The sequence below is a fragment of the Streptomyces sp. PSU-S4-23 genome (assembly GCF_055632315.1).
Genome location: NZ_JBVMUU010000002.1, coordinates 54,377 through 78,861 on the forward strand (window position 1 = coordinate 54,377; position 24,485 = coordinate 78,861).

At 73.7% G+C, this 24,485-nt stretch carries 18 protein-coding genes; 7 read left to right on the forward strand and 11 right to left on the reverse strand.

What is annotated here, in order from left to right:
- Nucleotides 1–4: 4 nt before the first annotated feature.
- The 11 genes from ACZ79I_RS00715 to ACZ79I_RS00765 form a co-directional block, all read right to left on the reverse strand.
- Nucleotides 5–1,117, reverse strand: coding sequence for an NAD(P)/FAD-dependent oxidoreductase (locus ACZ79I_RS00715; RefSeq protein WP_471493106.1), 1,113 nt, complete (start codon nucleotides 1,115–1,117; stop codon nucleotides 5–7).
- Nucleotides 1,095–2,192: a hypothetical protein gene (locus ACZ79I_RS00720; RefSeq protein WP_471493107.1), complete on the reverse strand. Its 1,098-nt coding sequence runs from the start codon at nucleotides 2,190–2,192 to the stop codon at nucleotides 1,095–1,097. Before ACZ79I_RS00720 ends, ACZ79I_RS00715 begins: the two co-directional genes overlap by 23 nt.
- Nucleotides 2,167–3,441, reverse strand: a complete 1,275-nt coding sequence (locus tag ACZ79I_RS00725) for a metallopeptidase TldD-related protein (RefSeq protein WP_471493109.1) — start codon at nucleotides 3,439–3,441, stop codon at nucleotides 2,167–2,169. Before ACZ79I_RS00725 ends, ACZ79I_RS00720 begins: the two co-directional genes overlap by 26 nt.
- Entirely contained in the window at nucleotides 3,438–5,618 is a 2,181-nt protein-coding gene (locus tag ACZ79I_RS00730) for a hypothetical protein (RefSeq protein ID WP_471493111.1), read from the reverse strand. The genes ACZ79I_RS00725 and ACZ79I_RS00730 overlap by 4 nt, the downstream gene beginning before the upstream one ends.
- On the reverse strand, nucleotides 5,615–7,891 hold the full coding sequence (locus ACZ79I_RS00735) for a lantibiotic dehydratase (protein WP_471493113.1): 2,277 nt from the start codon (nucleotides 7,889–7,891) through the stop codon (nucleotides 5,615–5,617). The genes ACZ79I_RS00730 and ACZ79I_RS00735 overlap by 4 nt, the downstream gene beginning before the upstream one ends.
- The gene (locus ACZ79I_RS00740; RefSeq protein ID WP_471493115.1) at nucleotides 7,888–9,270 is read right to left on the reverse strand and encodes a hypothetical protein; all 1,383 of its coding nucleotides are present in this window, start codon (nucleotides 9,268–9,270) and stop codon (nucleotides 7,888–7,890) included. The genes ACZ79I_RS00735 and ACZ79I_RS00740 overlap by 4 nt, the downstream gene beginning before the upstream one ends.
- Entirely contained in the window at nucleotides 9,267–11,528 is a 2,262-nt protein-coding gene (locus ACZ79I_RS00745) for a hypothetical protein (RefSeq protein ID WP_471493116.1), read from the reverse strand. The genes ACZ79I_RS00740 and ACZ79I_RS00745 overlap by 4 nt, the downstream gene beginning before the upstream one ends.
- The gene (locus tag ACZ79I_RS00750; protein ID WP_471493118.1) at nucleotides 11,525–13,942 is read right to left on the reverse strand and encodes a hypothetical protein; all 2,418 of its coding nucleotides are present in this window, start codon (nucleotides 13,940–13,942) and stop codon (nucleotides 11,525–11,527) included. Before ACZ79I_RS00750 ends, ACZ79I_RS00745 begins: the two co-directional genes overlap by 4 nt.
- The gene (locus ACZ79I_RS00755; RefSeq protein ID WP_471493120.1) at nucleotides 13,942–15,750 is read right to left on the reverse strand and encodes a hypothetical protein; all 1,809 of its coding nucleotides are present in this window, start codon (nucleotides 15,748–15,750) and stop codon (nucleotides 13,942–13,944) included. Before ACZ79I_RS00755 ends, ACZ79I_RS00750 begins: the two co-directional genes overlap by 1 nt.
- A gap of 147 nt (nucleotides 15,751–15,897) precedes the next feature.
- Nucleotides 15,898–16,071: an ammosamide/lymphostin RiPP family protein gene (locus ACZ79I_RS00760; RefSeq protein WP_471493122.1), complete on the reverse strand. Its 174-nt coding sequence runs from the start codon at nucleotides 16,069–16,071 to the stop codon at nucleotides 15,898–15,900.
- A gap of 692 nt (nucleotides 16,072–16,763) precedes the next feature.
- Entirely contained in the window at nucleotides 16,764–16,994 is a 231-nt protein-coding gene (locus ACZ79I_RS00765) for a hypothetical protein (protein ID WP_471505509.1), read from the reverse strand.
- A gap of 1 nt (nucleotide 16,995) precedes the next feature.
- Here ACZ79I_RS00765 and ACZ79I_RS00770 point away from each other — a divergent pair, with 1 nt between their 5' ends.
- From ACZ79I_RS00770 to ACZ79I_RS00800, 7 genes are all read left to right on the forward strand, one after another.
- Nucleotides 16,996–17,247 carry a helix-turn-helix domain-containing protein gene (locus ACZ79I_RS00770; protein WP_471504671.1) on the forward strand — a complete coding sequence of 84 codons (252 nt, stop codon included), beginning with the start codon at nucleotides 16,996–16,998 and terminating at the stop codon, nucleotides 17,245–17,247.
- The gene (locus ACZ79I_RS00775; RefSeq protein WP_471493124.1) at nucleotides 17,147–18,649 is read left to right on the forward strand and encodes a helix-turn-helix domain-containing protein; all 1,503 of its coding nucleotides are present in this window, start codon (nucleotides 17,147–17,149) and stop codon (nucleotides 18,647–18,649) included. The genes ACZ79I_RS00770 and ACZ79I_RS00775 overlap by 101 nt, the downstream gene beginning before the upstream one ends.
- 221 nt (nucleotides 18,650–18,870) lie before the next feature.
- Nucleotides 18,871–20,391, forward strand: coding sequence for a purine-cytosine permease family protein (locus ACZ79I_RS00780; protein WP_471493126.1), 1,521 nt, complete (start codon nucleotides 18,871–18,873; stop codon nucleotides 20,389–20,391).
- A gap of 13 nt (nucleotides 20,392–20,404) precedes the next feature.
- Nucleotides 20,405–21,367, forward strand: a complete 963-nt coding sequence (locus ACZ79I_RS00785) for a carboxyltransferase domain-containing protein (RefSeq protein ID WP_471493128.1) — start codon at nucleotides 20,405–20,407, stop codon at nucleotides 21,365–21,367.
- Nucleotides 21,368–22,354: a 5-oxoprolinase/urea amidolyase family protein gene (locus ACZ79I_RS00790; protein WP_471493130.1), complete on the forward strand. Its 987-nt coding sequence runs from the start codon at nucleotides 21,368–21,370 to the stop codon at nucleotides 22,352–22,354.
- The gene (locus ACZ79I_RS00795) at nucleotides 22,354–23,121 is read left to right on the forward strand and encodes a LamB/YcsF family protein (RefSeq protein ID WP_471493132.1); all 768 of its coding nucleotides are present in this window, start codon (nucleotides 22,354–22,356) and stop codon (nucleotides 23,119–23,121) included. The genes ACZ79I_RS00790 and ACZ79I_RS00795 overlap by 1 nt, the downstream gene beginning before the upstream one ends.
- Complete coding sequence (locus tag ACZ79I_RS00800) at nucleotides 23,118–24,482, forward strand: acetyl-CoA carboxylase biotin carboxylase subunit (RefSeq protein ID WP_471493133.1); 1,365 nt, start codon at nucleotides 23,118–23,120, stop codon at nucleotides 24,480–24,482. Before ACZ79I_RS00795 ends, ACZ79I_RS00800 begins: the two co-directional genes overlap by 4 nt.
- Nucleotides 24,483–24,485: the final 3 nt, after the last annotated feature.

The window sequence follows — 24,485 nt, forward strand, 5'->3', positions numbered from 1 at the left end:
ACCGTCACCTCCCCGCGGCCGCGACGGGCGTGCCGGTGGGCAGACCGGAGGCCGGGCAGAACGCTTCCGGCAGCTTCTCCCAGTCGGAGCGCAGCAGACCCGCGGCCAGACCGCGGGCGGTGAGCCGGGAGGAGATCAGCCCGTGACCGGCGTGGCCGGCGGCCACGTACAGCCGCCGGTGACCGGGCACCCGGCCCACCAGTGGCCGGCCGGTCCCGGACACCGGGCGCAGACCGGCGCGCAGTTCGCCCACGACGGCCTCGGACAGGTCCGGGAGGGTGCGCACGGCGTGGGCGAGCAGCCCGGCGGCCGTGCCCGCGGTGCAGTGGTCGGCGAAGCCGGCCTGCTCTTCGGTCGCGCCGACCACGATGCCGCCGTCCGGGAGCGGAGCCATGTACAGCCTCCCGGACAGGATGCAGCCCAGCTCCGCGTCCGAGTCCAGGACCGCGAGCTGACCGCGCTGCGGGCCGACCGGCAGCGGTGAGAGCCGCCCCGTCCAGGCGCCCGCGGTCAGCACCACCCGGTCGGCGCGCACCGCGAAGCCGTCGGCGGCCCGTACGCACAACCGCGATTCCTCGTCCTCGACGGTGCTGACGGTGGTCTCCTGACGCCACTCGGCGCCGGCGGCGAGGGCCGCCGCACGCACCGCACGCAGGTAGGACCTGCCGTTCACAAGCAGCCCGTCCTCGGCCATGAACGGTTGCCGGCCGGCGGGAACGCGCGCTCCCGGGGCGAGTGCGGCCAGTTCCGCGGAGGTCAGCGCCCTGCCGAGCGCCGTGCTCCCCGGTCCTGCGGGGAGGGCTCGCACATCGTCCTCGGTCAGCAGCCGCACGAGGGGGCGGGCCAGGCTGAACGGGCCGCGTCCGGGTTCGAGGCGGCGGATGTCGTCGCGCAGCGCACCCTGGGCGTCGACCAGCCAGCGGTGGAACTCCTCGTCGCCGAGGTACCGCAAGGAGGGTACGGCGACGCCCGCGGCCCGGTTGGTGGCGTGACCGGGCTCGGCACCCGCGTCGAGCACCAGGACCGTGGCGCCGCCGCCGGCCAGTTCCTCGGCCAGACAGGCGCCGACCAGGCCGCCGCCGACGAGAACGAAGTCATAAGGAGCAGAGGAGGGCATGACACTTCCTTGCGAGGTCGTCGGCGCTGGGGAGCACCAGGGACGGGGTTTCGATCTCGTGTTCCACGTAGGTGGCCACGGGGTCGTCGGTGAGACAGATGACCGCCCGCAGCAGGGACAGCGGCCGGGCCCGCACGGTGACCAGGAACGCTCCGGGCGCGGCCGGGAAACGGGCCAGGCAGAGCATCCGCAGATGACCGTCCGGGTAGTACCTGCGCAATCCCTCGACACATGCCGTCAGTTCGACGGCTTCGCCGTACGCCTCCGGCGCCGGCCGTGCGGGAGCACCGGTCAGCGTGAGCGCGTGGACGGGCGCGGCGGCCGGCCGCTGCTCCTCGTGCCGCCACAGCGCGCGGCCCGGGGGAAGGCCGGTGTCCGGCGCCACGGGGAGCGGGGTGACACGGCCGTCGCACACAACCGTGTGCGCCACCGCGGGATGCCCGGCGTCGTCGGGGCCTCCGTCAGGATGCTCCGCCGGCCGGTCGACCAGTGTGATCGGCGGAAGCACCCTGCGGCCCGCGAGCCGGCGGGCCGCCACGCCGGCCAGCACCAGGCGCACCCCCGTCAGCAGGACGGCGGCCACCGGGGGACGCAGCACGAGCGGACGGCCCCGCCAGCCCGGCGGCGGGTCGACCGGGGGCCTGGCGGCAGCACCCAGCCCGGCGACCGCGGCGAGCAGATCCGCCGCCGCGCCGGGACCGCTGCCGCCCGCGAGAAGGGGGCCGGCGGCGCTCTCGAGCCGGGCCAGCACGCGCAGCCTCGGTCCGGCCGTGACCAGCACGCTCTGCGGGCGCAGCGCCTCGCAGGCGGCCAGCCCCGCGACGACGGTCTCCAGCGCCTGGGCCGCCTGCTGCTGACGCCGCCCGGCCACGTCACCGCCGCGGTGCCCCGGCAGCCGGACCGAGCCGGTCACCCGTGCGGCGTCCCTGGTGAGCCGGAGCAGGTCGGTGGAGCGGCGGGCGTGTGCCGCCCCCACCACCGGGGAGGCCACGGCGGTGACCACGGCCCGCAGCCCGTCGCCCGGGCCGGCGCCGGTCGGCACCGGCCGCTCACACCGCGGGGTCGCTGCGCACATCGACGGCCTCCGCGGGAACCCACATGCCGCTGTTGGCGAAGGTGGTGACGAGCGGGTACTGGCCGAGCTTGCCGCAGCCCCTGGTGGCCCGTCCGTAGCTGCGGCTGACGGACGGACCAGGGCGCAGCGCGGCCAGCACGGTCAGCGCGTTGCCGCTCACCGCGCAGGGGCCGACGCGGCGCGGCGGCCCCTCTCCGGTGTCCAGCAGGGCGCCGTCCACCGCGAACTCGAAGTCACCGGTGAGCAGGTTCATCCAGCGCAGCCGGATGCCGCTCGGGGCGAGGCGGGCGGGGCCGGGCTGCTCGGGCTCGGCGCCCACGGCCCGCGCGGCGGTGTGCCACATCCGGGGGACCACCGGGTGCCGGTAGTCCAGCCGCCGGCCGTGCCCGTTGCCGACCCCTCCGAACAGCGCGGCGGTCGCACCGTCCGAGAGCACACCGGCCACCCGGCCGTCCGCTATCAGTTCGGCCGTGCCGACCGGCGTGCCCTCGTCGTCGACCGCGGCTCCGAGGCCGTCGCCCCCCGGCGCCTTCCCGTCGGTGACCGACAGCCAGTCGGGTGCGATCCGCTCGCCCATCAGGCCGGCAAGACAGCTGGCACCCCCCGCCACGATGTCGGCCTCCAGCGGGTGTCCCACGAGTTCGTGGAAGAACGGACCGGCGCGGCCGGGGCCGAGTACCAGGTCGCAGCGCGCGGAGGGGAGTTTTGCCTGCGGCAGCGCCGCCAGGGCGCGGACCCGGTCGACGGCGGCTTCCACCTGCCGCAGGCTGCCCGCGGTGTCCGTCTCGTCCCATCGCACCACCTCCGAACAGGACGGCTGGTGCGCGGACGTGATCTCCACCGTGCACATCCGGCGTTCGTCGGCCACCATCCGCTGCGGGTCGCCCACGGCCACGCGCTGGCGCAGACGTGCCCAGGTCAGCTCCACGGCGCAGCGGTCGGCCAGCGCGCCGAGCGCACGGTCCGGGCCGGACGGGATCACGGACGCCGGCCCGGGCTCCGCGGCGGTTCCCGCGAGCACCGACCGTGCGAGGCCGATCACCGCAGCACACGGCCGGGCCGGGCCGGGCGGCCAGTCGTGCAGCAGCGCGGCGCCGTCGGCGAACACGTGCTCCGACGACCCGGGAGTGCGCCGTTCCAGGCACATACCGCGCCAGGTGCGCGTCTCGCCGGCCGGAGGGTGGCCGGGCCGGTAGCGGCGGACGGTGTGGGCGCCGTTGTCGGCGAACAGCGTGTCGTGCCGTCTCACTCCGCCGTCCTCTCCCAGCGCAGGAAGACCGGGACCCGCAGCTCGGCGGGCTGGGGCCCGCCGGCCCGCCACCAGGTGTCGGTCAGTTCCGGCAGCACCTCCGTGCAGGTCACGCGGGCCACGGGCAGCCGGGTCAGGTCGTCCACCGCGAACGGGTCGGTGAAGTCGACCAGCAGCGGTTTGGGCTCGCGCGGATGGCGCAGATAGACCCGCTCCGGCAGGCCGTGCCGGGCCTTCCAGGCGGTGACCGCCCGGAAGCCCGCCTGCCCGCGCGGGAACGAGCCCGTGTCCCCGCTCAGCGGGAGGGACCAGCGCCGCCGCTGAACGACGACGTCGCCGAGGACGATCCTGGGTGTGCGGCGCCGGCCGGTCGCGAACGGAACCGGCACCAGGCACGGCAGGGACAGGGCGGTGAACAGGGGTCCGGGCACGTCTCCCGGATACAGCTGGTGGGCCCGGCCGGCGTACACCACGCGGTTCCCGTCCGCGCCGACCTCCACCTCCGCGGCGGGCGCCACCTGCCCACCGGGTTTGCCGGAGACCCCGGACAGTTCGATGGACAGGCCGGGCAGCTCCGGTGTGACGTGCCGGCTGCGGCGGCCGCCGACGACGGTGGCCATGCGGGCGGTGTCGAGCCAGCCAGAGAGCGCGGCACGGAAGTCGTCGAAGTCCGCACCCCCGCCCGGCTGGACCCGGCTGGTGATGCCCCCGATGGCGCTGCTGCTGTCGTCGTGGCACTCGGACAGCACCCACCGGCCCCGGCCGGGCGGGCCGTCGGCGACCATGAGGTCGAACCCGGGCAGGGCGACGAGTTGGTCGCCGGGGGCCGGCTCGGCCTCCTCCCACAGCGGGCGCAGCCGCTCGGCGAGCAGGCCGGGGTCCAGACGCACCTCGTCCAGCCGAGGGTCCTCGGGGACCAGTTCGGCGAGCAGCCGGTGCAGACGCCCGGCGCGCGTGGCCACCGGCTCGACATGGCTGGCGGCCAGCTCCACGAGGCCGGTCGCGGTCCCGCCGGTGTGCCGCACCACCGCTTCCCTCGCGTCCGCCTGCCGCAGCATCGCGTCCAGCCACATCAGCGGGGCCACGTCGCCGAGCATCCGGTGGGCCGCCGACAGCGCGGGGCGGCCGAGCCGCACCCGCCCGCTCCACGGGCTGGACCGGTCCTCGTTGACCACGTCCCGGTCGGCGTAGTGCCGGCCGGCCGCTCGCGCGGTGGTGAGCCCGGCGGCCGCGATCTCGGCGCGGATGCCCGCGCGTACGGCGTGCGGGCCGGGCCAGGGGACCGCGGTCTCCCCCAGCAGTTTCGCGACCCGTGGCACCACGTCGCCGCCGATGCTCTGCCGGGCCAGCCAGCCCAGCCCGTCGATGAGCACGGAGGGCGGCGCGGGCCAGGGACGCAGCGCCGGGGCGAGCAGAATCAGCGCATCGCGCAGCGGTGCCGCGTCCAGCGGGGTGCTGTGGAGCAGTTCGGCCGGAGTGGCCGGGGTGCGCAGCGCCTGCCAGACCGTTCCGGCCGGCCCGGTCAGCGTGATCCGGCGGCCGTTCAGTGCGCAGCACAGGTCGTCTGCCTCCCGCCGCCACAGCGGGTCGCGCGCCCAGCCCCGGTGGTCGGCCGGCAACGACCTTCGGTGACGGGCGACGAGGTCTCGTACGACCCAGTGGCTCAGGCCGGTCACGCACCGTTCCGGCGTCGGCTCGCCGGCCTCGACCGGGGCGTCGAGATCCGGGTCCCAGGCCGTGACGAGCGTCGGGCCGAAGAAGGCGTTGGTCTCGGTCTTGCCGAGGAGCCGGCGCAGGTACCGGTGCGCGGTGCGCACCTGGCGCCGGCCGTGCTTGCCCAGCCGCGCGTAGGCCGTGTCCGTGACGAGGGCCCGGCCGGAGGCGAACGCGATGTCGTAGTAGCCCGGGTTCGTCTGCGCCACCGCCTCGCGCAGCCGGGGATCGTGGAAGGCGGAACGGACCACCGCCAGGTTCCGTTCCATGACCTGCGCATGCTCCCCCGGGTCTGCGCAGCCGCCCAGCTGCAACAGCGGCCGCACTGCGAACCCGGTGCCCCGCAGCAGGGCGCGCGGGTACAGGGCGTGGCGCAGCCTGCCGATGGGAAGGGCGGTCACGGCCTCCAAGGCGGCCGGTGCGTGCGCCGGGGCGGGGCTGGTCATGGGCTCGCGGGCGCTCACCGGGTCCGCTCCCGTCCGGTCAGCTGCATGCGCAGTTCGCAGGTGTAGCGCTGGCCGCGCCCGTCGCGCAGCCACAGCTCCTGCGGAGCGGGCCGCATCTGTTCGGCCGTCACCAGCGTGCTCCCCTTGGCGATGTGCGCGGCGAGGTCCGCGGCGAGTACCGACTCCAGATCGATCAGGTAGGGCTTGCGCTCCCGGTCGGTGCGGCAGAAGACGAACCGGCCCGGTATGCGGGTACGGGCCAGGCGGCGCAGTTGGAGGAACCGGGTGTACGGCGTGCCGGCCGCCAGGGTGGCCGGGTCCAGCGTCCAGCGCGGCCGCTGGTAGACGACGTCTCCCACGGTCACCTCCGCGATGTCGGCGGGTCCCCCGAACACGGCGTGCAGCACCTGCGGGGGTGAGATGGCCGCGAAGGGCGGGTACTTCACGTAGTCGCTGAGCGGCAGGTACGCCGACACGGGGCGGCCGGTCTCGTCGCGGCAGCGCGGTCCGGTCGCGGTGTTCTCCACCGTGATCCGCTGCGGCCACACCGTGTCCGGGTCGTCCGCGTCCGCGGCCGAGGGCGGGCGCAGGATCACCCGCCGGCCGGGGAAGAGGTAGTAGCCCTTGTTGCGTCGGCCGACGTCGAGGCCGACGAGACCGGGCCGGCCGGCCACCCAGTGCCGGGCGTCCGCACCGAATCCGTCCCCGCCGGGGAACATCGTGCCCAGCCAGCCGTCGGTGAGCAGATGGTGGTGGCAGCGGCTGAGCACCAGGTCCGCGCCCGGCAGCTGCCGGGCGTCGGAGGCCGCCGGGCACAGGTCGATCAGCGCGTAGCGGTCCCCGGGCAGCCGTGCGGCGGCGGCGAGCAGTTCCCCGGTCACCTGCCGCTGCCGGTCGGCGGGATGGACGGTCGCATGGTCCGGGACGAAGCGGCTGCCCCCGGGGTCGAAGACGGCACGCAACCGTTCGCCGTACTCCAGCAGGTCCATCGGCGGGCACGCGCCGAGGGCGTCCCGCACCTTCCCCGCGGCGGCCCGCTGGACCGCCGCGCCGTGTGCGGCGGACAGTTCCAGGGCCGGGCCGATCCGGTGCGCCCAGGAGCGCATCGTCTCCTCGCCCACTTCGAGGGCGAACGGGGAGGCGCACTCCTCGTAGAAGACCGCGCGGTCCGCGTACACCGCTCCGGCCCCGCGCCGTGCCGGCACGCCGGCGATCTCGCCGAACGCCTGCTCCAGCCGCTCCACGGCGGCCATCCGGCCGGGGAACGGCACCCCCTCCACATCCGCCAGCAGGGCGCGCAGCCGGCCGAGCCGCCCGGTCCACTCGCGGACGGCCTCGTCGTCGGGGAGCGCCGCCAGCCGGTCGAGCATCCTGCCCAGCGGATCGAGTTCGTAGGGCGCCGCGGCAATGCCGAACGCCAGCCGGCCGTCCGCGACGAGCGGCCGCAGCCGGGTCGCGGTGTCCCGCAGGCCCGCCTGCACGGCCTCGGCGATACGGGGCAGTGCGGCCCCGTCCGTACCGAACGAAGCCACCGCCGCGAGGAGTTGGTCCGCCTCGCCCGGCACCCCCGGCTCAGGGCCGGCCTCCGCGCCGGCGGGCGGCGGCGCACCGGTGCGCCGGAACGGCAGCACGGTACGGAGCCTGGGGTCGCGGGCCACCGCGGCGGCCACTTCCCGTCCTGCCCAGTGGGCGAAGAACACCCGGCGGCGGCGCGGCACATCGGTGCGTACCGTCACTCCGTGGCCGGGCCTGGTCGTGCCGTACGCCATCGGCCCGAAGAAGCTGACCGTCTCGTTCTTCGCGCAGAACCGCTGCAGGTACGTGTAGAGCTGGCGGCGGGCCCGCCGCCAGCGGGCGTTGTCACGGCGCGGGCCGTCCAGGAACGGCAGCATCATGTTGCGGTACACCTCGGGGTTGGACAGGAAGACCGCCTCCTGCACGTCGGGCCGCGCCATCACCCTGCGCAGCGCCTCGGTCGCCTCCCGCTCGGCCACGTCGAACGCCTTGCGGTAGGCGTGCACGGCATCGCCCCAGCGCGCCGCGGCAGCACGCCAGGCCGCGTCGCCACGTCGGGGCAGCAGCGCGGGATCGGCCGCGGTGACCGCCGCGCGCGTACTCTCCGCGGCGGCTCTCGTGCCGTCGGCGGCCTCGACCAGGGCCTGCTCCTCGTCGAGAAGAACCTGCGCGGCGGACAGCAGTTCACCCGGCGCCGCCAGCGCCTCCAGCAGGTCGAAGGGCATGCCCGCGTGCCGGAGCACGAGGACACCGCCCGCCGTCCAGTCACGGCTCATGGTGTGGACACCCCCATCCCCGCGGTGCGCACGGCACCAGCGGCCCGAAGTACGTTCAGCAGACGGGTCCGGCGGACCACCGGCAGCGCGCCGATGGCCTCCGTGGCCAGTGGCCCGCCGCTGCGGACCCGGTCCAGCAGCCCGGCCAGCGCAGGCTGGATCCGCGTGAACGCTCCGCTGCGCAGGTTCACCAGGAACTGCCCCGGCGCACTGCCGGGCGGAGCCGCGTGCTCGCTGCCCACCAACCGAACGGCCGGATCCCACTGGTGCTCACCGTCGATGGCCGGCAGCGGACCGCCGGCGAACAGCGCCCCGGCGGTCCGGCCCGGGAACAGGTCGTGGCGGGCGGCGCCGTGCGCGAGCAGACGGCGGACCTCGGCCGTGACCGCCTCGCCGGGCAGAGCCGCCCAGCGTGCGAGATCGTGCCCGGCGGGGGCCGGGGCGCCGGGCAGCAGCGGTGGTCGGAAGGGGCGGAAGCCCGCCACCCGCACCGGTGATCCGGGCCGGGCCCACCAGGCGCGGGACGAGGTGTCCCCGCCGGGCGCGCCCACCAGGATCTCCACGGCGGCCGGGAAGCGGGTCGCCAGCGCGGCCAGGGGTCCGGCCAACTCCGCCGAGCCACCGGTGGTCACCACCAGACCGGCGCAGCGGTCCAGTTCGGCCGCCCGCAGCGCCGTCACGGTCCCGGCGTCGAGCCAGCCCGCCCAGCGGCCCGTGGACGGGGGCCGGTCGCCCTCGCCGCACCAGTGCAACGGCCTCTCACCGGGCGCCCACCGGGGGAGCACGAACCGGGGTCTGATGCGCTGCTCCAGCCGTACTCCGGTGAGGTCGGGCAGACGCCGCAGTGCGGCCCGGTGACGGGCCACGAACCGGCCGCTGAGAGTGAGGGGCACGGTTCCGAGCCTGCGCAGCAGCCGCAGTGCGGCCGGCAGTTGCTGATCGCTGTCGACGACGACCTCCACCGGCGCCGTCGTGGGCACCGCGGACAGCTCGGGGTCGAACAGTGTGCAGCGGGCGGCCGCCCGCCTCGCGTCGGCGCCGCTGCTCGTGCTGCCCGACCTCAGCCGGATGTCGTCGATGGAGGCGGTGAGGCCCGGGTCGTGAGTGCTGATCACCCTGATCGCCGCGCCCAGCGCGCGCAGCCGGGTGGCCGGGTCGGACGATCCGGCGAGGGCGTCGGCGGCGGCCCGGGCCAGCAGGCACAGGCCCGCCGTGTCCGGGTGTCCCGGCGTGTCGAGCGCCGCGGCTTCGGCGTACAGCACGGACGGTTCGGCAGCCCTCCGGGCGAACAGCCGGTTGAGGTCGAGCAGTTGCTCGCCGGGGCTCACCGTCACGGTGGTGGTCGGGTCACCCAGCGGGGGCACCACGATGATTCTCATCGGGCCGCCCCCGCTGTGCCGGGGCGGAGGTAGACGCAGCGCAGTTCGGCCGCGAAGCGCAGTTCGCCCTCGCGCAGCCACAGCCCGTCCCGGTCGGGCAGCACCTCGCTCGCATGCAGTGTGTCCGCTCCCGCCGCGAGCCGCAGGAGGCCGTCCACCAGGAGTGGACTGTCGAGGTCCACATAGACTGGTTTGCGCTCGTGCGACGCCTTGGCGAAGAACCTCGACGGCACTCCGGCGGAGCGCAGGCGGTGGCGCAGGGAGAGCGAGTCTCGGGCGTCGGCGAGCCGCTCGGGCAGTTCCGTCAGCGGTCCGGGCCGCAGCCTCCAGCGGCGGCGGGCCAGCACCACGTTGCCGTGCCGCAGACGGGGCAGGCAGTCGGCGTCCGGCAGTCTCGCAGGACGGATCCGTGGCAGTGCGAACGCCGTGTGCACCGCTGTGTCCAGTTCACCGTTGTGCAGGTAGAGCTCCTCCTCCGGCCGGCCGCTCGCCCGCAGGCACGCCCGTTCGCCGTCGCTGGACACGTACAACCGGTCCAGTTCGAACCGCTCGGCGGGGCCGTCGACCGGGCCCAGTTCCACGACCGGGCCCGGAAAGCGCAACGGCGGCAGGCCGGTGCTGCGGCGGGCCACCACGCTCAGCACCCGGCGGCCGTCGAGGACCCGCAGGATCTGCCGGTCCCGTTCGGCCAGTGCGGCCGCGCCCTGCGGGTGGAACTGCAGCGCCCAGGGGGTGAGCAGGGGCGCGTCGTGGACATCGCCGATGACCAGCGGGGTGTGCCCACCGCGGTAGTCGGGCAGGGCCTCGGCGGCGACCATGACGTCCACCGAGCACAGCACCGGCAGCTCGGGCGGTGGCGCGGTCACCAGCCTGGCGAGGTCGATGACGGCCGTCCCGGGCGGGGCCGAGGCGACGGCACGCCCGATCACATCCGTCAGCCACGGGTCGTGGGCCACCTCCAGACCGGCGCAGTCGCGCAGCACCCGCGTGAGCGGGAAGCGTCCGGACCCGAGTGCCCGTGCGAGCGCGCGGTTGGTGCGCCGGCGGGTGCTCACGGCGGTGTGCGCGAGCAGGTCCAGGACGGCGGGCACGGCCTCCTGAAGGTCCCGGGCCAGCTCACCGCCGATCGACAGGGCGAGGGTGCCGACCGCGGCCTCGGTGACCGGCAGCCGGTCGTTGTAGAACTTCGCGTCGACGTGCCGCGGCGTACCCGCGTGCAGCGGCGTCGCGGCGGGCTCCGGGATGCAGGCGCGCGCCAGTTCTGTCTGCAGCGCCAGTTTGGCGGCCGCGTCGGCGGCGGGATAGCGGTCGAGCGACCGGACGACGTCGTGCAGCCGGCCGCCGGCCGCCGGCAACCGCCCGGCCAGCCAGCGCGTCGGGTCGATCTCGGTCGCCGCGGGGTCGAGGTCGTGGGTGAGCAGTCCATGCCGCACCGCGCCGTGGAGCGCCCGCGCGGCCTCCGCCGCGCCGAGGCCCATGTCGGTGGAGATCTCCCCGAGGGTGCTGCGTGCATCGGCACGGCGGACCAGCGCGCCTGGTGCCGTTCCGGGAGCCGGGGTGCGGGCGAAGGTCTTGCGGCGCGGCACGAGAGCGGCCGTTGTCTCGGGATCGGCAAGCACGGTGGCCTGGATCTGGTGGAACGCCCACGCCGAGAGATAGGCCCGCCGCTTCGGGCACGAACGGTGGCCCTCCCAGGACAGCTGGGCGGCCGGTCCCGGACCGGAGTGCACGGTGGCGTAGTTGATCGGGCCGAAGAAGCTCATCGTCTCGCACTTGGCCGCCAGCCGCTGCGCATACGACGCCACCTGACGGCGCAGCCGTGCGGCCCTCAGGCGGCCCTTGGTGATGTCGCGGAACACCCCGGGGCCGGAGCTGACGACGGCCTCCAGGAAGCGGGGGTCCGCCGCCATCGCGCCGAGTGCCTCCGAGACATCCTGTTCGTCCAGCGCCAGGGCGTTCGCCAACTGCTCGTGCTGCGTGGCCAGTTCTTCGGTCACCTCGGTCCAGCGTCTCAACCAGTCGGCAGGCAGGGGGGTGTCCGGCGGCAGCGGGCGGTTGCGCCTCAGCCGGGCCTGCCGACCTCGGCTGAGGCGCGGCCCGGGGCCCAGTTCACCGCGGAGCGTCTCGGCGGCCCGGGTGAGCGCGAGCAGCCGGTCGGCCATCGGCGGGGTGCGCCGGTGTGCCAGCCGCTCGACCATCTCCCACGGGAAGCCTGCGGACCGGACGACCAGTGTCGGCAACAGGGTCCAGCAGTTCATGACTCTCTCCTGATCAACGCCAGCCGCAGTTCGGAGGTGACCGCCCGGCCGCCTCTGCGCAGCCACAGCGCGCCGGGCTCGGGCAGCATCTCCCGCACCGTGACCGGCTCCCCTGGTGTCCCGCCCGAGACGACCGAGACGAGGGCCTCGACGGCGAGCGGGGAGTCGAGATCGACGCACAGTGGTTTCGGCTCACCCGGCACGTGCGCATAGACCCAGCGCGGCAGGCCGTGCCGTACCCGCGCCCGCTGCGCCGCGCCGAAGGACCCCGCGCCCTCGGCGGACGGGGCGCCGCCGGTGAGTTCCTCCGGTTCCAGCCACCACGCGGCCCGCTGGGCGACGACCTCACCGATGGTGATGCGAGGTGCGAAGCCGCCGAACCGGACCAGGGGGAAGCGAGCCGTCCCCGGCGGGGCGAACGGCATCAGATGGGGGTGGTCGTCCTCGCCGGCGTACAGCACCAGCTCACCGTGGGCGTCCCTCAGGCTGACCCGGTCCTGCCCCGCCTCGACGACCAGGTCGGTGATCGCCACGCCGCGTTCCCCCGACCGCGTGGCGACGGCGGTCACCTCGACGAAGCGTCCGGGGAACGCCTCGGTGACCAGTCCTTTGTGCCGGCGGCGACGTATCACGGCGGCGAGGGAGGCCTCGCCGCCCCAGGGGGACAGGTCGGCGCGGAAATCCGCCTGCAGTTCCTCGGGGTCGTCGCAGAACAGCCCCTGCGATCCCCAGGCGAACACATACGGGTGCACCTCGCCCAGGACGTACCGGGGCCCCTCCTCGCCCTGGCGGATGAGCAGGTCGGGGCTGGCGAAGAAGGGCCGGGCGCCGCAGGCACCGAGCCTCCGCAGATCGGCGGGGTCCAGCACACACGCCTGGCCGCGCATCCGGTCCGCGACCAGCGTGCTGAGCGCCGCGGTCAGTTCCTCCGCCGGTGCCAGGCGCTCGCGCAGAGCGCCGTCGTCGACCGCCTGCCGGACTCGGCGGACGAACTCGTCGTAGGGCATGCGCCGGGTGCCGGCGGCCCGCAGCACCGACGCCGCCAGGTCCTGGTGCGCCCGGTGCAGCAGCTCACCGAGACGGGCGCCGACGTCGAGCACCGGGGCCAGTGCGGTCTCGACGGCGGCCGCCGTGTCGGTTCCCATGCGTACGGGGCCCTGGTCGCCGCGCGACTCGAGGTAGACGATCAACCGGTCCGCGTACATGCGGCCTCCGGCGCGGCGGGCCGGGGCACCGGTCAGTTCGCTGAACAGCCCTTCGACCGCCTCCAGTTCGGTCCGGCGCTGCTCGTGGTCGAGTGCTTCACCAAAGCGTCGGACCCCGTCCCACAGCGTGGCCAGCCGCAGGGGCCAGTCGGTGTGGGAGGCGAACCGTTGCGCGTCGGCCAGCAGATGCACGAAGGGCTGGATCGCGGTGGACGCCGGTTCCGGCCAGGTGCGTACGACGCCGAGTCGTTCCAGTCGCGTCAGGGTCTTCTCGACGCCCGGCGGGGACTGCCGGGTGCACTCGGCGATTTCACGGGGCGAGCGGCGTCCGTCGACGGCGGCCAGCAGTTCCGCCTCCTCCGCGCCGAGCCGTACCCGCCGCCCGTCCGCCAGGGTGAGCACGTCCGCCTCCCACCGGGCGACCGGCACCCGGGTCACCGGGACGCCGGGCCGTACCAGCGGGTCTGCCGCCATCCGCCGGGCCAGCTCGCAGACCGCCCAGAAGGCGAGGAACGGCCGGGTCTCGGCCACTCCGCTTGTGGTCTCCTCCCCGAAGCGCATTCCGCGCACCCCGGGATCGACACGGCCGTGGACCAGCGGGCCGAAGAAGCTCGTGGTCTCGTTCTTGGCGGCCAGCCTCTGCACGTACAGGTAGAGGCGGCGCCCCAGGGCACGGTCGCGCCGTGAGCCGTCGGCGTCGGCGTCTGCGGCGAGCCGGCGCAGCACCCCGTCGTAGAAGGAGGGTGCGAGCTGGAGCAGCGCGTCGAGCACCGGCGCGTCGAGGACTTTGCGCAGCCTCAGGGACCGGTCGGCGGCGTCGCGGTCCACGGCCCGCGCCAGTTCCGCCTCCGCGGCTCGGACCTGCGCGTACGCCGCCGCATAGGCCCCGGCCTGTGCCTGTTCCGGGCAGCAGGCCATCAGCCCGGGCGGTATCGGCCGACGGCGCCCGATCGCCCCCCGGGTCCGTGACAGGGCTCGCAGTGCCGCCCGGTCCGAGCGCTCCCGGCAGGCGGTCACGGCCGCCGGGATGGCCTCGCGCAGCAGATCGGCCCGGATGTCCTCCAGTGCCCGCACAGCACACCGGTACGCGGCCGCCGGCGCGGCGACCGCGGGGCCGGTGAGCGATTCGAGCAGGTCGAATCCGAATCCGGCACGGCGCAGCAGCAGTCGTGGTACGAGACGCCAGCCGGCCTCGTTCCCCGCCGTCATCAGAGGGTGACCAGGTCGAACGGTCGGTTCAGCTTGGTTCGCGGCCGGGGAAGCAGCGTCAGGGGATCGGCGCCGCCCCGGCACCCGTGCATCAGCGTCCGGGCCTTGTCGGGCTGCGTCAGGCTGGCGGCCGCCGGCAGGGCGGTCTCCGCGGTGGGCGGGCTGCCGGTCGCGGCGCGGCGTCCTACGGCGGCCAGCGCCATCCGGTACGGGTCGCCGAGCCGGGCGGCCGCGGCGGCTCCCTGGTCGTAGCGGTCGGCGGCGGTGTCCCGATCACCGCCGACGAGCATGAGGGTGCCCAGTTCGACCGCGATCTCGCACGTGTGGAAGTCGTCGGCCAGTCGATCGCTGTGCCGCAGCGACGCCTCCAGGTCCGCCAGGCCGGCCGCCGTGTCACCGACCGCGATCCGCAGGCCGCCTGCCCGGTAGGCGTGGTGCTTGGCGAACTTGACGTCGCCTTGGAAGGCCGAGTCGTTGAAGCGCTCCCATGTCAGCAGCGCCTGACGCGGTTTGCCCGCGCTCTCCTGCAGCACGCTGATGTTCGAGACCAGGTTGACCCGCAGATGCAGCGAACTCGCGTCGGTCAGCCCGTCGATGCAGTCGAGTGCCGCCTTCTCGTGGTCGAGGGCGGCCACCAGGTCCCGCGCCGTGTACAGGGTCAGCCCCCGCAGGTTGTGCAGCCAGCCGCGCTCGCGCCGCCTCGTCACCGGCTCGCCGGGCTCCTCGGGCACGGCCGCGAAGCCCGCCTCCAGTTCGGCGACGGCCTCGGCCACCCTGTGCTGGCGCTTCGTCAGGGTGAGCGCCGAGTACAGGTGCGACTGTGCGAGGGTCTCGGCCGAGACCGCTCCGTCGGTGTCCCGCATACCGCGGAAGAAGCGGACCGCATCGGCCTGCCGGTCGCGGAAGGTGGCCTGGATGCCGAGCATCTTGAGCAGGAAGGCCCGTACGTCGTCCGGATACCGCAGCAGCGCCGGCTCGCATTCGATGGCCTGGTTGTCCTCCCCGGATCCGGCGGACGTCTCGTCGGCCAGCCGGGCGACGTCGTCCGCGGTGAGCCTGACGGCCACCGGCAGGCAGCCCGCGGCCACGACTCCGATGCCCTCCCAGTTGCCGGTGTAGAAGGACAGCCGGCAGTAGTCGAGCGCCGCGGCGATCCGGTCCCGTACAGAGCCCTGAGGGTCCAAGGCGGCGGCGAACAGTTCCGCGTCCCTTCCCTGGTCGGTCACCGCCACGGGTGCTCCGGTACGCAGACGTCCCGGACTGGCGTCCAGCCCCAGCAGCCGCAGGGCACGGGCACGTTCCTCCCGGCAGTCGACGGCGGTCGCCCTCAGCGGCTCGGTGACCAGTGCGTCGTCCGGATCCACAGACAGCCGGCCCTGGCCCGTGGCCGCGCTGTATTCGGCCGCACGGACCAGTCCTTGGAGGGTGGCCATGTCGGTCCGGCCGGCTCCGCGCAGCAGCAGTGCCCTGTCCAGGTGCTCCGATGCGCGGCACACTGCTGCGGCCGCCAGTGCCAGCACCCGGAAGCTCTGCTCTGACTCGCGGTGCAGCCTGCGCTCGGACGCCGACAGGGCGATCCCGGCCAGCCCTGCCATCCCGTCGGGCTCACCCGACAGCACTGCCCACTCGGCCGGGTAACGGCCGGGCAGTGTACCGAAGTCCGCTCCCGCGTCCCGCAGCGTGCGAAGAGCGCGGCGCAGACCGGCGAAGCCGGCCGACGGCCCGGTGGCGAGGTCGATCTGCAGTGCCTGTCCGCCGGACCGCCCGACGGACGCCGCGATCAGACCGGTGTTGTTCCCTGAACCCATCTCTCGTTCCACCCCCACGTGGGCATGAGTTGCACAAGATTGCGAAATCCCCGTGAAAAGGACGCGGTCACGGCTGCGGACTCCCCGGCACCGGCGGAGAGGCCACGCCTCTCCGCCGTCGGACCGCGTCGCGTCAGCCCGCTCGCCTCATCGGTGGGCCAGGGCCAAGGGCGCGATCCTGCTCTCCACCTCGTCCAGCGTGAAGTCGACGTCGTCGAGGAACTCCATCTCGTCCAGCTCCTCGAACGAGCCCTCGGCGCCGGACTCTTCGGCCAGGCCGCCCAACCCGGCGACAGCGGTTCCGGTCTCGTGCTCCGCCATGACGTCTCGTCCTTCCATGGTGTGGGGACCGGGGTGGTGTCCCTGCGTCCCGATGCGTTGCGGCCGACGGCACCCGGTGAGGGCCTCATCCCTTCTCGTCGATACGGCCGGCCCGGCCGTTGCCTCCCGTTCCCGGGTGCCTTGCCGGTGAATACGCGCCGGAACACCGGACCACTCAAGAGAATTCAGAGAATTTTCGGAGTGCGCCCGAGAGCCCCTTCGCATATCACCCGGACAGCAGCCGGATCCCCTGATGAATCCGCAAGAGCACCGCATTGAACTGCAGGAATGTGACTCTTGACCGGGTTCGGGAGTCCACAGAAGGAGAGAGGCATCGCCCGCTTTCGGGATCCATTAGCCGTCCCAGTCACAGGAAAGAGCAAGGGCAACGGAAGGGGAAGGGAAGGATTGCAAAGGGACCGTACGGAAAATGAAAGGGATGCAATAAGACAGCGTAAGGAGAATGAAAGGGTGGCCGCTGCCCGTGGCCACCTCCGCCGCCGAGAGTGGGTCGGTCGACTCCCCTGCGGGCGCGAGGGGGCGGCCGGTGCACACGATCGACCGCAGACGGTGAGCCCCCGCGGCCACGCGGAAGCCGCCGTCCCTGCGCCCCTGCGCACGCATCCGTCGGTTCAAACCGACGCCTCGGAGGCGATCCGGCGGTCGAAGGCCGCCTGGTGCACTTCCCTGTGTCACGGCTCCGGCAGACGGAGGCGGGACAGCAGATCCTCCCTCCTGCCGTTGCCGCCGGTGTGCTCGCTGGGCGCCCTGGCCCTGCCGGCCGAGGCGGTCGGCCCCGACAACCCGCCGATCCTCGATCCGCTCGCGGTGGAGCGCGCCGTCGCCGAGGCCCCGTGGGCCGCCGCCACCCTGCACGCCGTGGTGTCCGCCACCAGCCTGCGATCCGCCGCCGCCGAGCTCACGGTGCACCACTCCACGCTGCAGGAACGTCTGGGGCAGACGGAGCATCTGCTCGGCTGGGAGGTGCACGCCCCGCGCGGCCGCCTGCGCCTGCACCTCGCCCTTGCCGTACGGAGACTGCGACGCACCGAGAACGATGTCTTAGCCTGGCCGGGTGTCCCTCACTCTGGCGGGTCTGCTCGCTCATCAGGGCCTCGGCCTGGAGCTGCGCACCGGGCGTGGCGAAGTCGTCGTGCGGTGGGCGCACGTCAGTGACCTGGTCGACCCGACACCGTATCTGGACCGGGACAGCCTGCTGCTGACGACCGGGCTGAGCCTGGGGCGGACGAGTCGGCGCTGGCCGGAGTACGTCGAGCGGCTGGTGCGGGCGGGGGTACCCGCTCTCGGGTTCGGGGTGGGGCTACGGCACGCCGAGGTGCCGCAGGCGCTGCTGAGGGAGGCGGCGAGGCGGGGCCTGAGCGTTGTCGAGGTGCCGAAACCGACGCCCTTCAGCGCTGTGGTGCGCCAGGTGGCCGACGGGCTGGCGGCCGAGGAGCGTGCCGAGCAGACCGCGGCCGTGGAGCACTACCGCGGGCTGGTCCGGGCGGCGATGACGCCCCCGCCCCACCGGTCCGTGGTCACCCGGCTGGCCGGGCAGCTCGACGCGTGGGTGCTGCTGCTGTCCCGCGAGGGGCATCTGCTGGCCGGCGCGCCGGAGTACGCCCGCCGGCACGCCGAGCGGGTGCGGCTGGAGGTGGCGCGTACCCGGTCGTGGCACGCGGCGGCGTTCGATCATGCCGGTGCCCGGGTGACCCTGCTGCCGGTGGGGCAGGGCACCCGCCCGGCGGGAGTACTGGCCGTCGGCCGTTCCGCGCCGCTGCGCGGGTACGAGCGCGGCGTGGTCGACCTGGCGGTCGATCTGCTGTCGCTCGGTGTGGCCCAGGCCGCGGAACTGCTGGACAGCGAGCGGCGGGAGCGGGCCACCGTGCTGTCCATGCTCCTGTCGGGCCGTGTCGACGCGGCCGAGGAGGCGGCGGAGGCGCTGGGCATCCCGCTGCCGGAGCCACCGGTGCGCATCGCCGCGCTCGCCGTTGCTCCCGCTCGGCGGGACGACCTGCTGGAGGCGCTGGAGAACCAGCGCAGTCTGCAGATCGTGTCCGCGTTGGTGGCGGGGGACAACGGGGGACGGGTGGTGGTGATCCTGCCCGTCGTCGAGGGGGACGCGGGTGTCGTACAGAGCGTGATCAGTGCCGTGAGCGGAAGCGTGGGTGTCATCGGCGAGCCCGTCGACATGGGCGGGCTGGCCCGTGTCTGGCCCCGGATCGCCTCGCTCGCCGACACGCTGCCCGCGTCGGCGGTCGGGCGGCTGCTGAGTACCAGGGAACTCGCGGACGTGGGGCTGCTGTCGTACGTGGGCCGGGCGGAGGCGGAGGGGTGGGCGTTCGCGCTGCTCGCCCCGCTGGAGTCCGAGTCCGCCCAGCGCATCGAGCTGTTGAAGACCGTCCGGACGTTCCTGGCGCACAACGGCAACACCGAGGCGGCGGCGGCGTCGCTGGGCATCCACCGCCGGACGCTCTCCTATCGCCTGGGCCGCGCCGAGACGCTGCTGGGCAGGCGGTTCTCCGACCCGGGGCTGCGCGCGGAGCTGTGGCTGGCGTTGACGGTGCGGGGCCGCTGAGGCGGTCGTAGGGCCGGAAAGTCCCACGCCGGGAGAGTGGTGCGCCCGCGGAAGCCGCCGTCGTCCGCCCTCCTGGCCAAAACCGCACCCCTCGCCAGACCGCAGATGGCGCAAACTTAACGAGCTTTTGCGCACATCGCGCATTGGTCGACATGGACACCGCACCGCACCTTTGTCTCCACCCCCCGCTTCCGTCCTCCCTCCCCGTCCAGGAGACGCCCATGCCCACGACTTCCGAGCGCCCCGCGCTGGAGGTCTCCTTCACCGACGACCCGAGAGTCGTCAAGGAGGCCGCCACCGAGGACTACTCCACCCATGTCGTCCCGCTGTCGTGGCGGTCCGGCCGCTGGTCGCTGACGATGGCCTGGTGGGCGCTGTTCTCGGCCATGTTCTGGCTGTACGTCGCGGTGGCCTCGGCAGACGCCGTCGGCACCCCGGCGACCATCGCGGGCATGGCCCTGTCGGTGGCCACCTACGGCGTGGTCAACCTGGTGCTGTCGCGGTACGCCGCCCGCACCGGCCTGACCGTCGCCCTGCTCTCACGCCGGCTGTTCGGTGTGCTCGGGTCGGCGCTCGCACCCCTCATCTTCGCCGCCACCGCCCTGTACTACGGCGTCTTCGAGGGCTCGATCGTCGCGGTCGCCTTCCAGAAGTACTTCGGCGGCGACCTCAGGATCTGGTACCTCGTCGTGGTGGTGTACGCACTGCCGCTGGTGATCGGTGGGGTACGGACCTGGCTGGACAAGCTCAACGGGGTGCTGCTGCCGCTGTACGTCGCCGGGCTGATCGCCGTCGTCGTGACCGCCACCGTCAAGCAGGGCTACCCCCACGACTGGCTGCACTCGGCGACCGCCGCCGGACCGCTGCCGGGCTGGCTCACCTCGTACCTGATCTACATGGGCGTGTGGATCATGATGATGTACACGATCGACTACGCCCGCTTCGGCAAGGCCGAGGACCAGAGGTTCCACGGCACCGTCACCTTCGGCTGGGTGTTCTACTTCTTCACCTTCGTCGTCAACGGTCTCATAGGCATCTACCTACTGCGTGCCTGGCACATCGCCGGCTCTGAGACCGGCGTGGTGGACGCCTTCATCGACACCCTCGGGTTCGCCGGGGTGCTGGTGATCGTCGTGTCCCAGACCCGTATCAACACCGCCAACTACTACCTGGCCTCCACCAACCTGGAAGCCTTCGCCGCCCGCGTCCTGCGCCTGAAGCTGCCGCGGGCCGCCTGGGTCGTGGTCGCCGGGGCCATCGCCTACCTGCTGATGCTCACCGACGTGCTCGGCTACCTGCTGCGCGCGCTGGCCTGGCAGGGTGTCTTCGTCACCGCCTGGGTGGCCATCGCTCTGGTCCACCTGGCCGTCCGGGGCACCGACCGCGACGGCCTGCCCGAGTTCCGGCCGCTGCGGCTCGCCCCTGTCACGGCCGGGGCCGGGGCGTGGGTGGCGGCCTCCGCGACCGGGATCGCCCTCACCGAGCAGCAGGGCAGCGCCGTACTCGCCCAACTGGCCCCGCTGATCACCGTGGCCCTGGCCGCCGGGCTGTACTGGCTGGCCCTGACGTTCGGGCCGGACGCCGTGCGCCGTACCGGCGACGATCCGCGCGACGAGGTCGAGGACGTCTGGGCGGCCCGGGTGCGCTGCCACGCCTGCGACCGGTCCTACGTCGCCGTCGAGATGGACCGGACCCCCAAGGCCACGGTCGTCTGCTCCGCCTGCGCGGCGGACGGCCGCTGAGAGAAAGAGGATCATGTCCGCGATCATTCACAGCCGGGCCGCCGACCAGGACCGGCCCGCCATCGCCTACCGCGCGGCGGGCGACCGGTACGTACTCGTCGAGTACGGCGAGATGGCACTCGACCTGGAGCTGAACTTCTTCGTCACCGCCGTCTCCGCCCGCCTCGCGGCACACCCGGTGCCCGGCCTGGTGGAAGCCGCGCCCGGCTTCCGCTCCCTGCTCCTGCAGTACGAGCCCTCGGCCATCGACCGCAAGGATCTGATCGCCGCCCTGGAGGACGTGCACGAGGCGCAGGAGTCCGTCCGCTCCCTGACCATCCCGAGCCGGCTCATCACGCTGCCGATCGCCTTCGACGACGCGGAGAGCCGGGAGGCGGTACGGCGGTATGCCACCACCATCCGCCAGGACGCCCCCAATGTCCGGGACAACTCCAACATCGACTACATCGTGGAGTACAACGGGCTCGACGGGCCCGAGTCGCTGTACGAGACGATCACCGGCACCGAGTGGTGGAACGCCTACACCGGCTTCTTCCCGGGCCTGCCGTTCATGTTCCCGCTCGACCCGCGCAACGCCATCACCGTGCCGAAGTACAACCCGACCCGCACCTGGACCGCCGAGGGCGCGGTCGGCATCGGCGGGCCCTGTGTGGCCATCTACCCCGTCGAGTCGCCGGGCGGCTACCAGCTCTTCGGCCGGACCGTGCCGGTGTACGACATCCTCGCCCGGCACGACGTCTTCCGCGACGACCCGCTGCTGATCCGCCCCGGCGACCGTGTGCGGTTCCTGCGGGTGAGCGAGGACCAGCTGCTCGCCGCACGCCGCGACGTCCTGGGGAACCGCTACGAATACATGATCGAGGACGATCCGTTCTCGGTCGCCGACTACCTGGAGCGCGCCGACGGGGTGCGCGCCGAGGCCGACACGCTGCGCACCGCCCGCGAGGCGGCGGCCGCCCGTACGGAGGTGCCGTAAATGTCGACTGCCGTCTTCGACGTGGTCTCGCCCGGGCTGCAGACCCTGGTGCAGGACTACCCGGGCCGCCGGGGCCTGCAGTCCAGGGGCTTCTTCCCGGCCGGGCCGATGGACCACCTGTCGTTCCGCGTCGCCAACTCCCTCGTCGGCAACGACGTCGGCGCCGCCGCCCTGGAGATCCCCATGGGCCGGCTCACGCTCACGGTGCTCGCCGAGACGTCGGTGGCCGTCACCGGCGCGGAGGGCTCGGGCATCACCCTCAACTCAGAGCCGATGCCGCTGTGGGAGACGGTCCGGGTCGTCCCGGGCGACGAGATCAAGTGCGGGATCGTCAAGGGGCCCGGGTTCCGGCTCTACCTGGCGGTGGCCGGCGGCATCGACGTGCCGCTCGTGCTCGGCTCCCGGGCCACCTACACCATGGGCGGCATCGGCGGGGTCGAGGGCCGCGCCCTGGCCAAGGGCGATGTCCTGCACGCCCTGCCCGCGCCGCAGCCCGCCCGGCTGCGTGTCCCCGCCGCCCTGCGCCCGGTGCCGGCCAACGACTGGGAGGTGGAGGTGATGCGCGGCCCGCACGCCGACCCCGACTTCCTCACCGAGCAGGACTGGAAGGATCTCCTCGGCCGCGAATGGAAGGTCGACCTCAACGCCAACCGGGTCGGCACCCGCCTCCAGCCGCACCGCTTCCAGTGGGCCCGCCCCTCCGGCGGCGTCGCCGGCGGCCACCCCTCCAACGTCCTCGACGGCAGCTACCCGGTCGGCGGCATCAACACCAACGGCGACGTCCCCGTCATTCTCGGCCCCGACGGGCCGACCGCCGGCGGCTTCACCGTGATCGGCACCGTCGTCCAGGCGGGCCTGTGGAAGACGGGCCAGCTGCGGCCGGGCCGCGACACCATCCGCTTCCGCGAGGTCTCCCTGGACGAGGCCCTCTCGCTCTGCGCCCGCGTCGACTACACCACCGACCCCCAGCACTACGAGGAACTCTGATGGCCAGGATCGACATCAACTGCGACATGGGAGAGAGCTTCGGCCGCTGGAGCCTCGGCGACGACCTGGGCATGATGCCCCACCTGACCTCGGTCAACGTCGCCACCGGCTACCACGCCGGCGACCCGCCCACCATCCGCCGCACCGTCGCCGCCGCCGTCGAGCACGGCCTGGCCATCGGCGCCCACCTGGCCTTCCCCGATCTGATGGGCTTCGGCCGGCGCCGGATGACGGTCCCGCCCGAGGACCTGGAGGACTACTGCCTCTACCAACTCGGTGCGCTGGACGCCTTCGTACGGTCGGCGGGCGGCCGGCTGGCCCACGTCAAACCGCACGGCGCCCTGTACGTCATGGCCTCCGAGGACCCGCAGCTGGCCGCCGCCGTCGCCCGTGCCGTGGCCAAGACGGACCCCGGACTGCCGCTGATGCTGCTCAACCGCGACACGACGGAAGCGGTCGCCGCCGAGGGCATCACCCTCGTCCCGGAAGCCTTCCCCGACCTGCACTACGACGCCTCGGGGCGCCTTGTCATCGAGCCGGTCAAGCTCGCCTGGGACCCCGGCCTCGTCGCCCGCCGCGCGGTGCGCATGGTGCTGGAGCGGAGGGTCGAGGCCAACGACGGCACGGAGCTCGACGTCGACCCGGTTTCCCTGTGTCTGCACGGGGACGCGCCCAACGCCGTCGAGACGGCGACCGCCGTGCACGCGGCCCTTGCCGAGCACGGCATCGAGATGGTGCCGCTGGCCGACCTGGTGGTGCCATCGTGATCGAGTCCCTGCTGGTCGCCAACCGGGGCGAGATAGCCCGCCGCGTCATCCGCACCGCCCGCCGGCTCGGCATCCGTACGATCGCCGTGCACAGCGACGCCGACGCCGGACTGCCGTTCACGGCCGAGGCCGACGAGGCGGTGGCGATCGGTCCGGCCGCGCCCGCCGAGTCCTACCGCAACGCCGACCGCGTCCTGGAAGCCGCCGCACGCACCGGTGCCGCGGCCATCCACCCGGGCTACGGCTTCCTCTCCGAGAACGCCGAATTCGCCCGCCGCGCAAGGGAATCGGGCCTGGTCTGGGTCGGTCCCGACCCAGAGGTCATCGAGCTGATGGGCGACAAGATCAACGCCCGTAACGCGGTCGCCGCCACCGGCATGCCCGTCGCGCCCGGAACCGTCGACCCGGTGACCGACGAGGCCGCCGCCGTCGGGGCCGCGGCGGCCATCGGCTACCCGCTGATGGTCAAGGCGTCGGCGGGCGGCGGCGGCATGGGCATGGGCATCGCCCACGACGAGGCGGAGCTGCGCAAGCAGTACACGGCCGTGTCCGGTTTCGCGGCCCGTCTGTTCGGCGACCCGGGCATCCTCCTGGAGCGCTACTACCCCGACGCCCGCCACATCGAGGTGCAGATCCTCGGCCTCGCCGACGGCACCGTCATCGCCCTCGGCGAACGCAACTGCTCCGTCCAGCGCCGCAACCAGAAGCTGGTCGAGGAGAGCCCCTCCCCGAACCTCGACCCCGACCTGCGCGAGCGCATGCTCACCGCCGCGACCGAGGCCGGCAAGGCGGTCGGCTACCGCAACGCCGGCACCGTCGAGTGCCTGGTGTACGGCGCTGCGGGCGCCCAGGACTTCGTGTTCCTGGAGATGAACACCCGGCTGCAGGTAGAGCATCCCGTGACTGAGGCCGTGTACGGCGTCGACCTGGTCGAGGAGCAGCTGCGGGTCGCCTCCGGCCTGCCGCCGTCGACGGACCTCACCGCGCTCCGGCCGCACGGTCATGCCGTCGAGTTCCGCGTCAACGCCGAGGACCCCGTCCGCTTCCTGCCCGGACCCGGCGCCGTCACCGCCTGGGCCGAGCCCACCGGCGAAGGCGTGCGCGTCGACTCCGGGTACGCCGAGGGCGACAAGGTCACTCCGGCGTACGACTCGCTCATGGCCAAGCTGATCGTCCACGCCGAGACCCGTGAGGCGGCGCTTGCCCGGGCCCGCGGCGCGCTGGCGTCGTTCACCGTCACCGGCCCGAAGAACAACCTGCCGTTCTTCACCGAGTTGCTCGACCAGCCGGCGTTCGCCGACGGCACGTACACCACCGGCATCGTCACGCGCATGCGCGCACCCCGACCGCCCCAGTCCTAGGAG

Bases quoted from the DNA above. Each gene is read 5' to 3' on its own strand.
- ACZ79I_RS00715 (WP_471493106.1), bottom strand. From the start codon at position 1,117: ATGCCCTCCTCTGCTCCTTATGACTTCGTTCTCGTCGGCGGCGGCCTG.
- ACZ79I_RS00720 (WP_471493107.1), bottom strand. From the start codon at position 2,192: ATGTGCGCAGCGACCCCGCGGTGTGAGCGGCCGGTGCCGACCGGCGCC.
- ACZ79I_RS00735 (WP_471493113.1), bottom strand. From the start codon at position 7,891: ATGAGCCGTGACTGGACGGCGGGCGGTGTCCTCGTGCTCCGGCACGCG.
- ACZ79I_RS00740 (WP_471493115.1), bottom strand. From the start codon at position 9,270: ATGAGAATCATCGTGGTGCCCCCGCTGGGTGACCCGACCACCACCGTG.
- ACZ79I_RS00745 (WP_471493116.1), bottom strand. From the start codon at position 11,528: ATGAACTGCTGGACCCTGTTGCCGACACTGGTCGTCCGGTCCGCAGGC.
- ACZ79I_RS00750 (WP_471493118.1), bottom strand. From the start codon at position 13,942: ATGACGGCGGGGAACGAGGCCGGCTGGCGTCTCGTACCACGACTGCTG.
- ACZ79I_RS00755 (WP_471493120.1), bottom strand. From the start codon at position 15,750: ATGGGTTCAGGGAACAACACCGGTCTGATCGCGGCGTCCGTCGGGCGG.
- ACZ79I_RS00760 (WP_471493122.1), bottom strand. From the start codon at position 16,071: ATGGCGGAGCACGAGACCGGAACCGCTGTCGCCGGGTTGGGCGGCCTG.
- ACZ79I_RS00780 (WP_471493126.1), top strand. From the start codon at position 18,871: ATGCCCACGACTTCCGAGCGCCCCGCGCTGGAGGTCTCCTTCACCGAC.
- ACZ79I_RS00785 (WP_471493128.1), top strand. From the start codon at position 20,405: ATGTCCGCGATCATTCACAGCCGGGCCGCCGACCAGGACCGGCCCGCC.
- ACZ79I_RS00790 (WP_471493130.1), top strand. From the start codon at position 21,368: ATGTCGACTGCCGTCTTCGACGTGGTCTCGCCCGGGCTGCAGACCCTG.
- ACZ79I_RS00795 (WP_471493132.1), top strand. From the start codon at position 22,354: ATGGCCAGGATCGACATCAACTGCGACATGGGAGAGAGCTTCGGCCGC.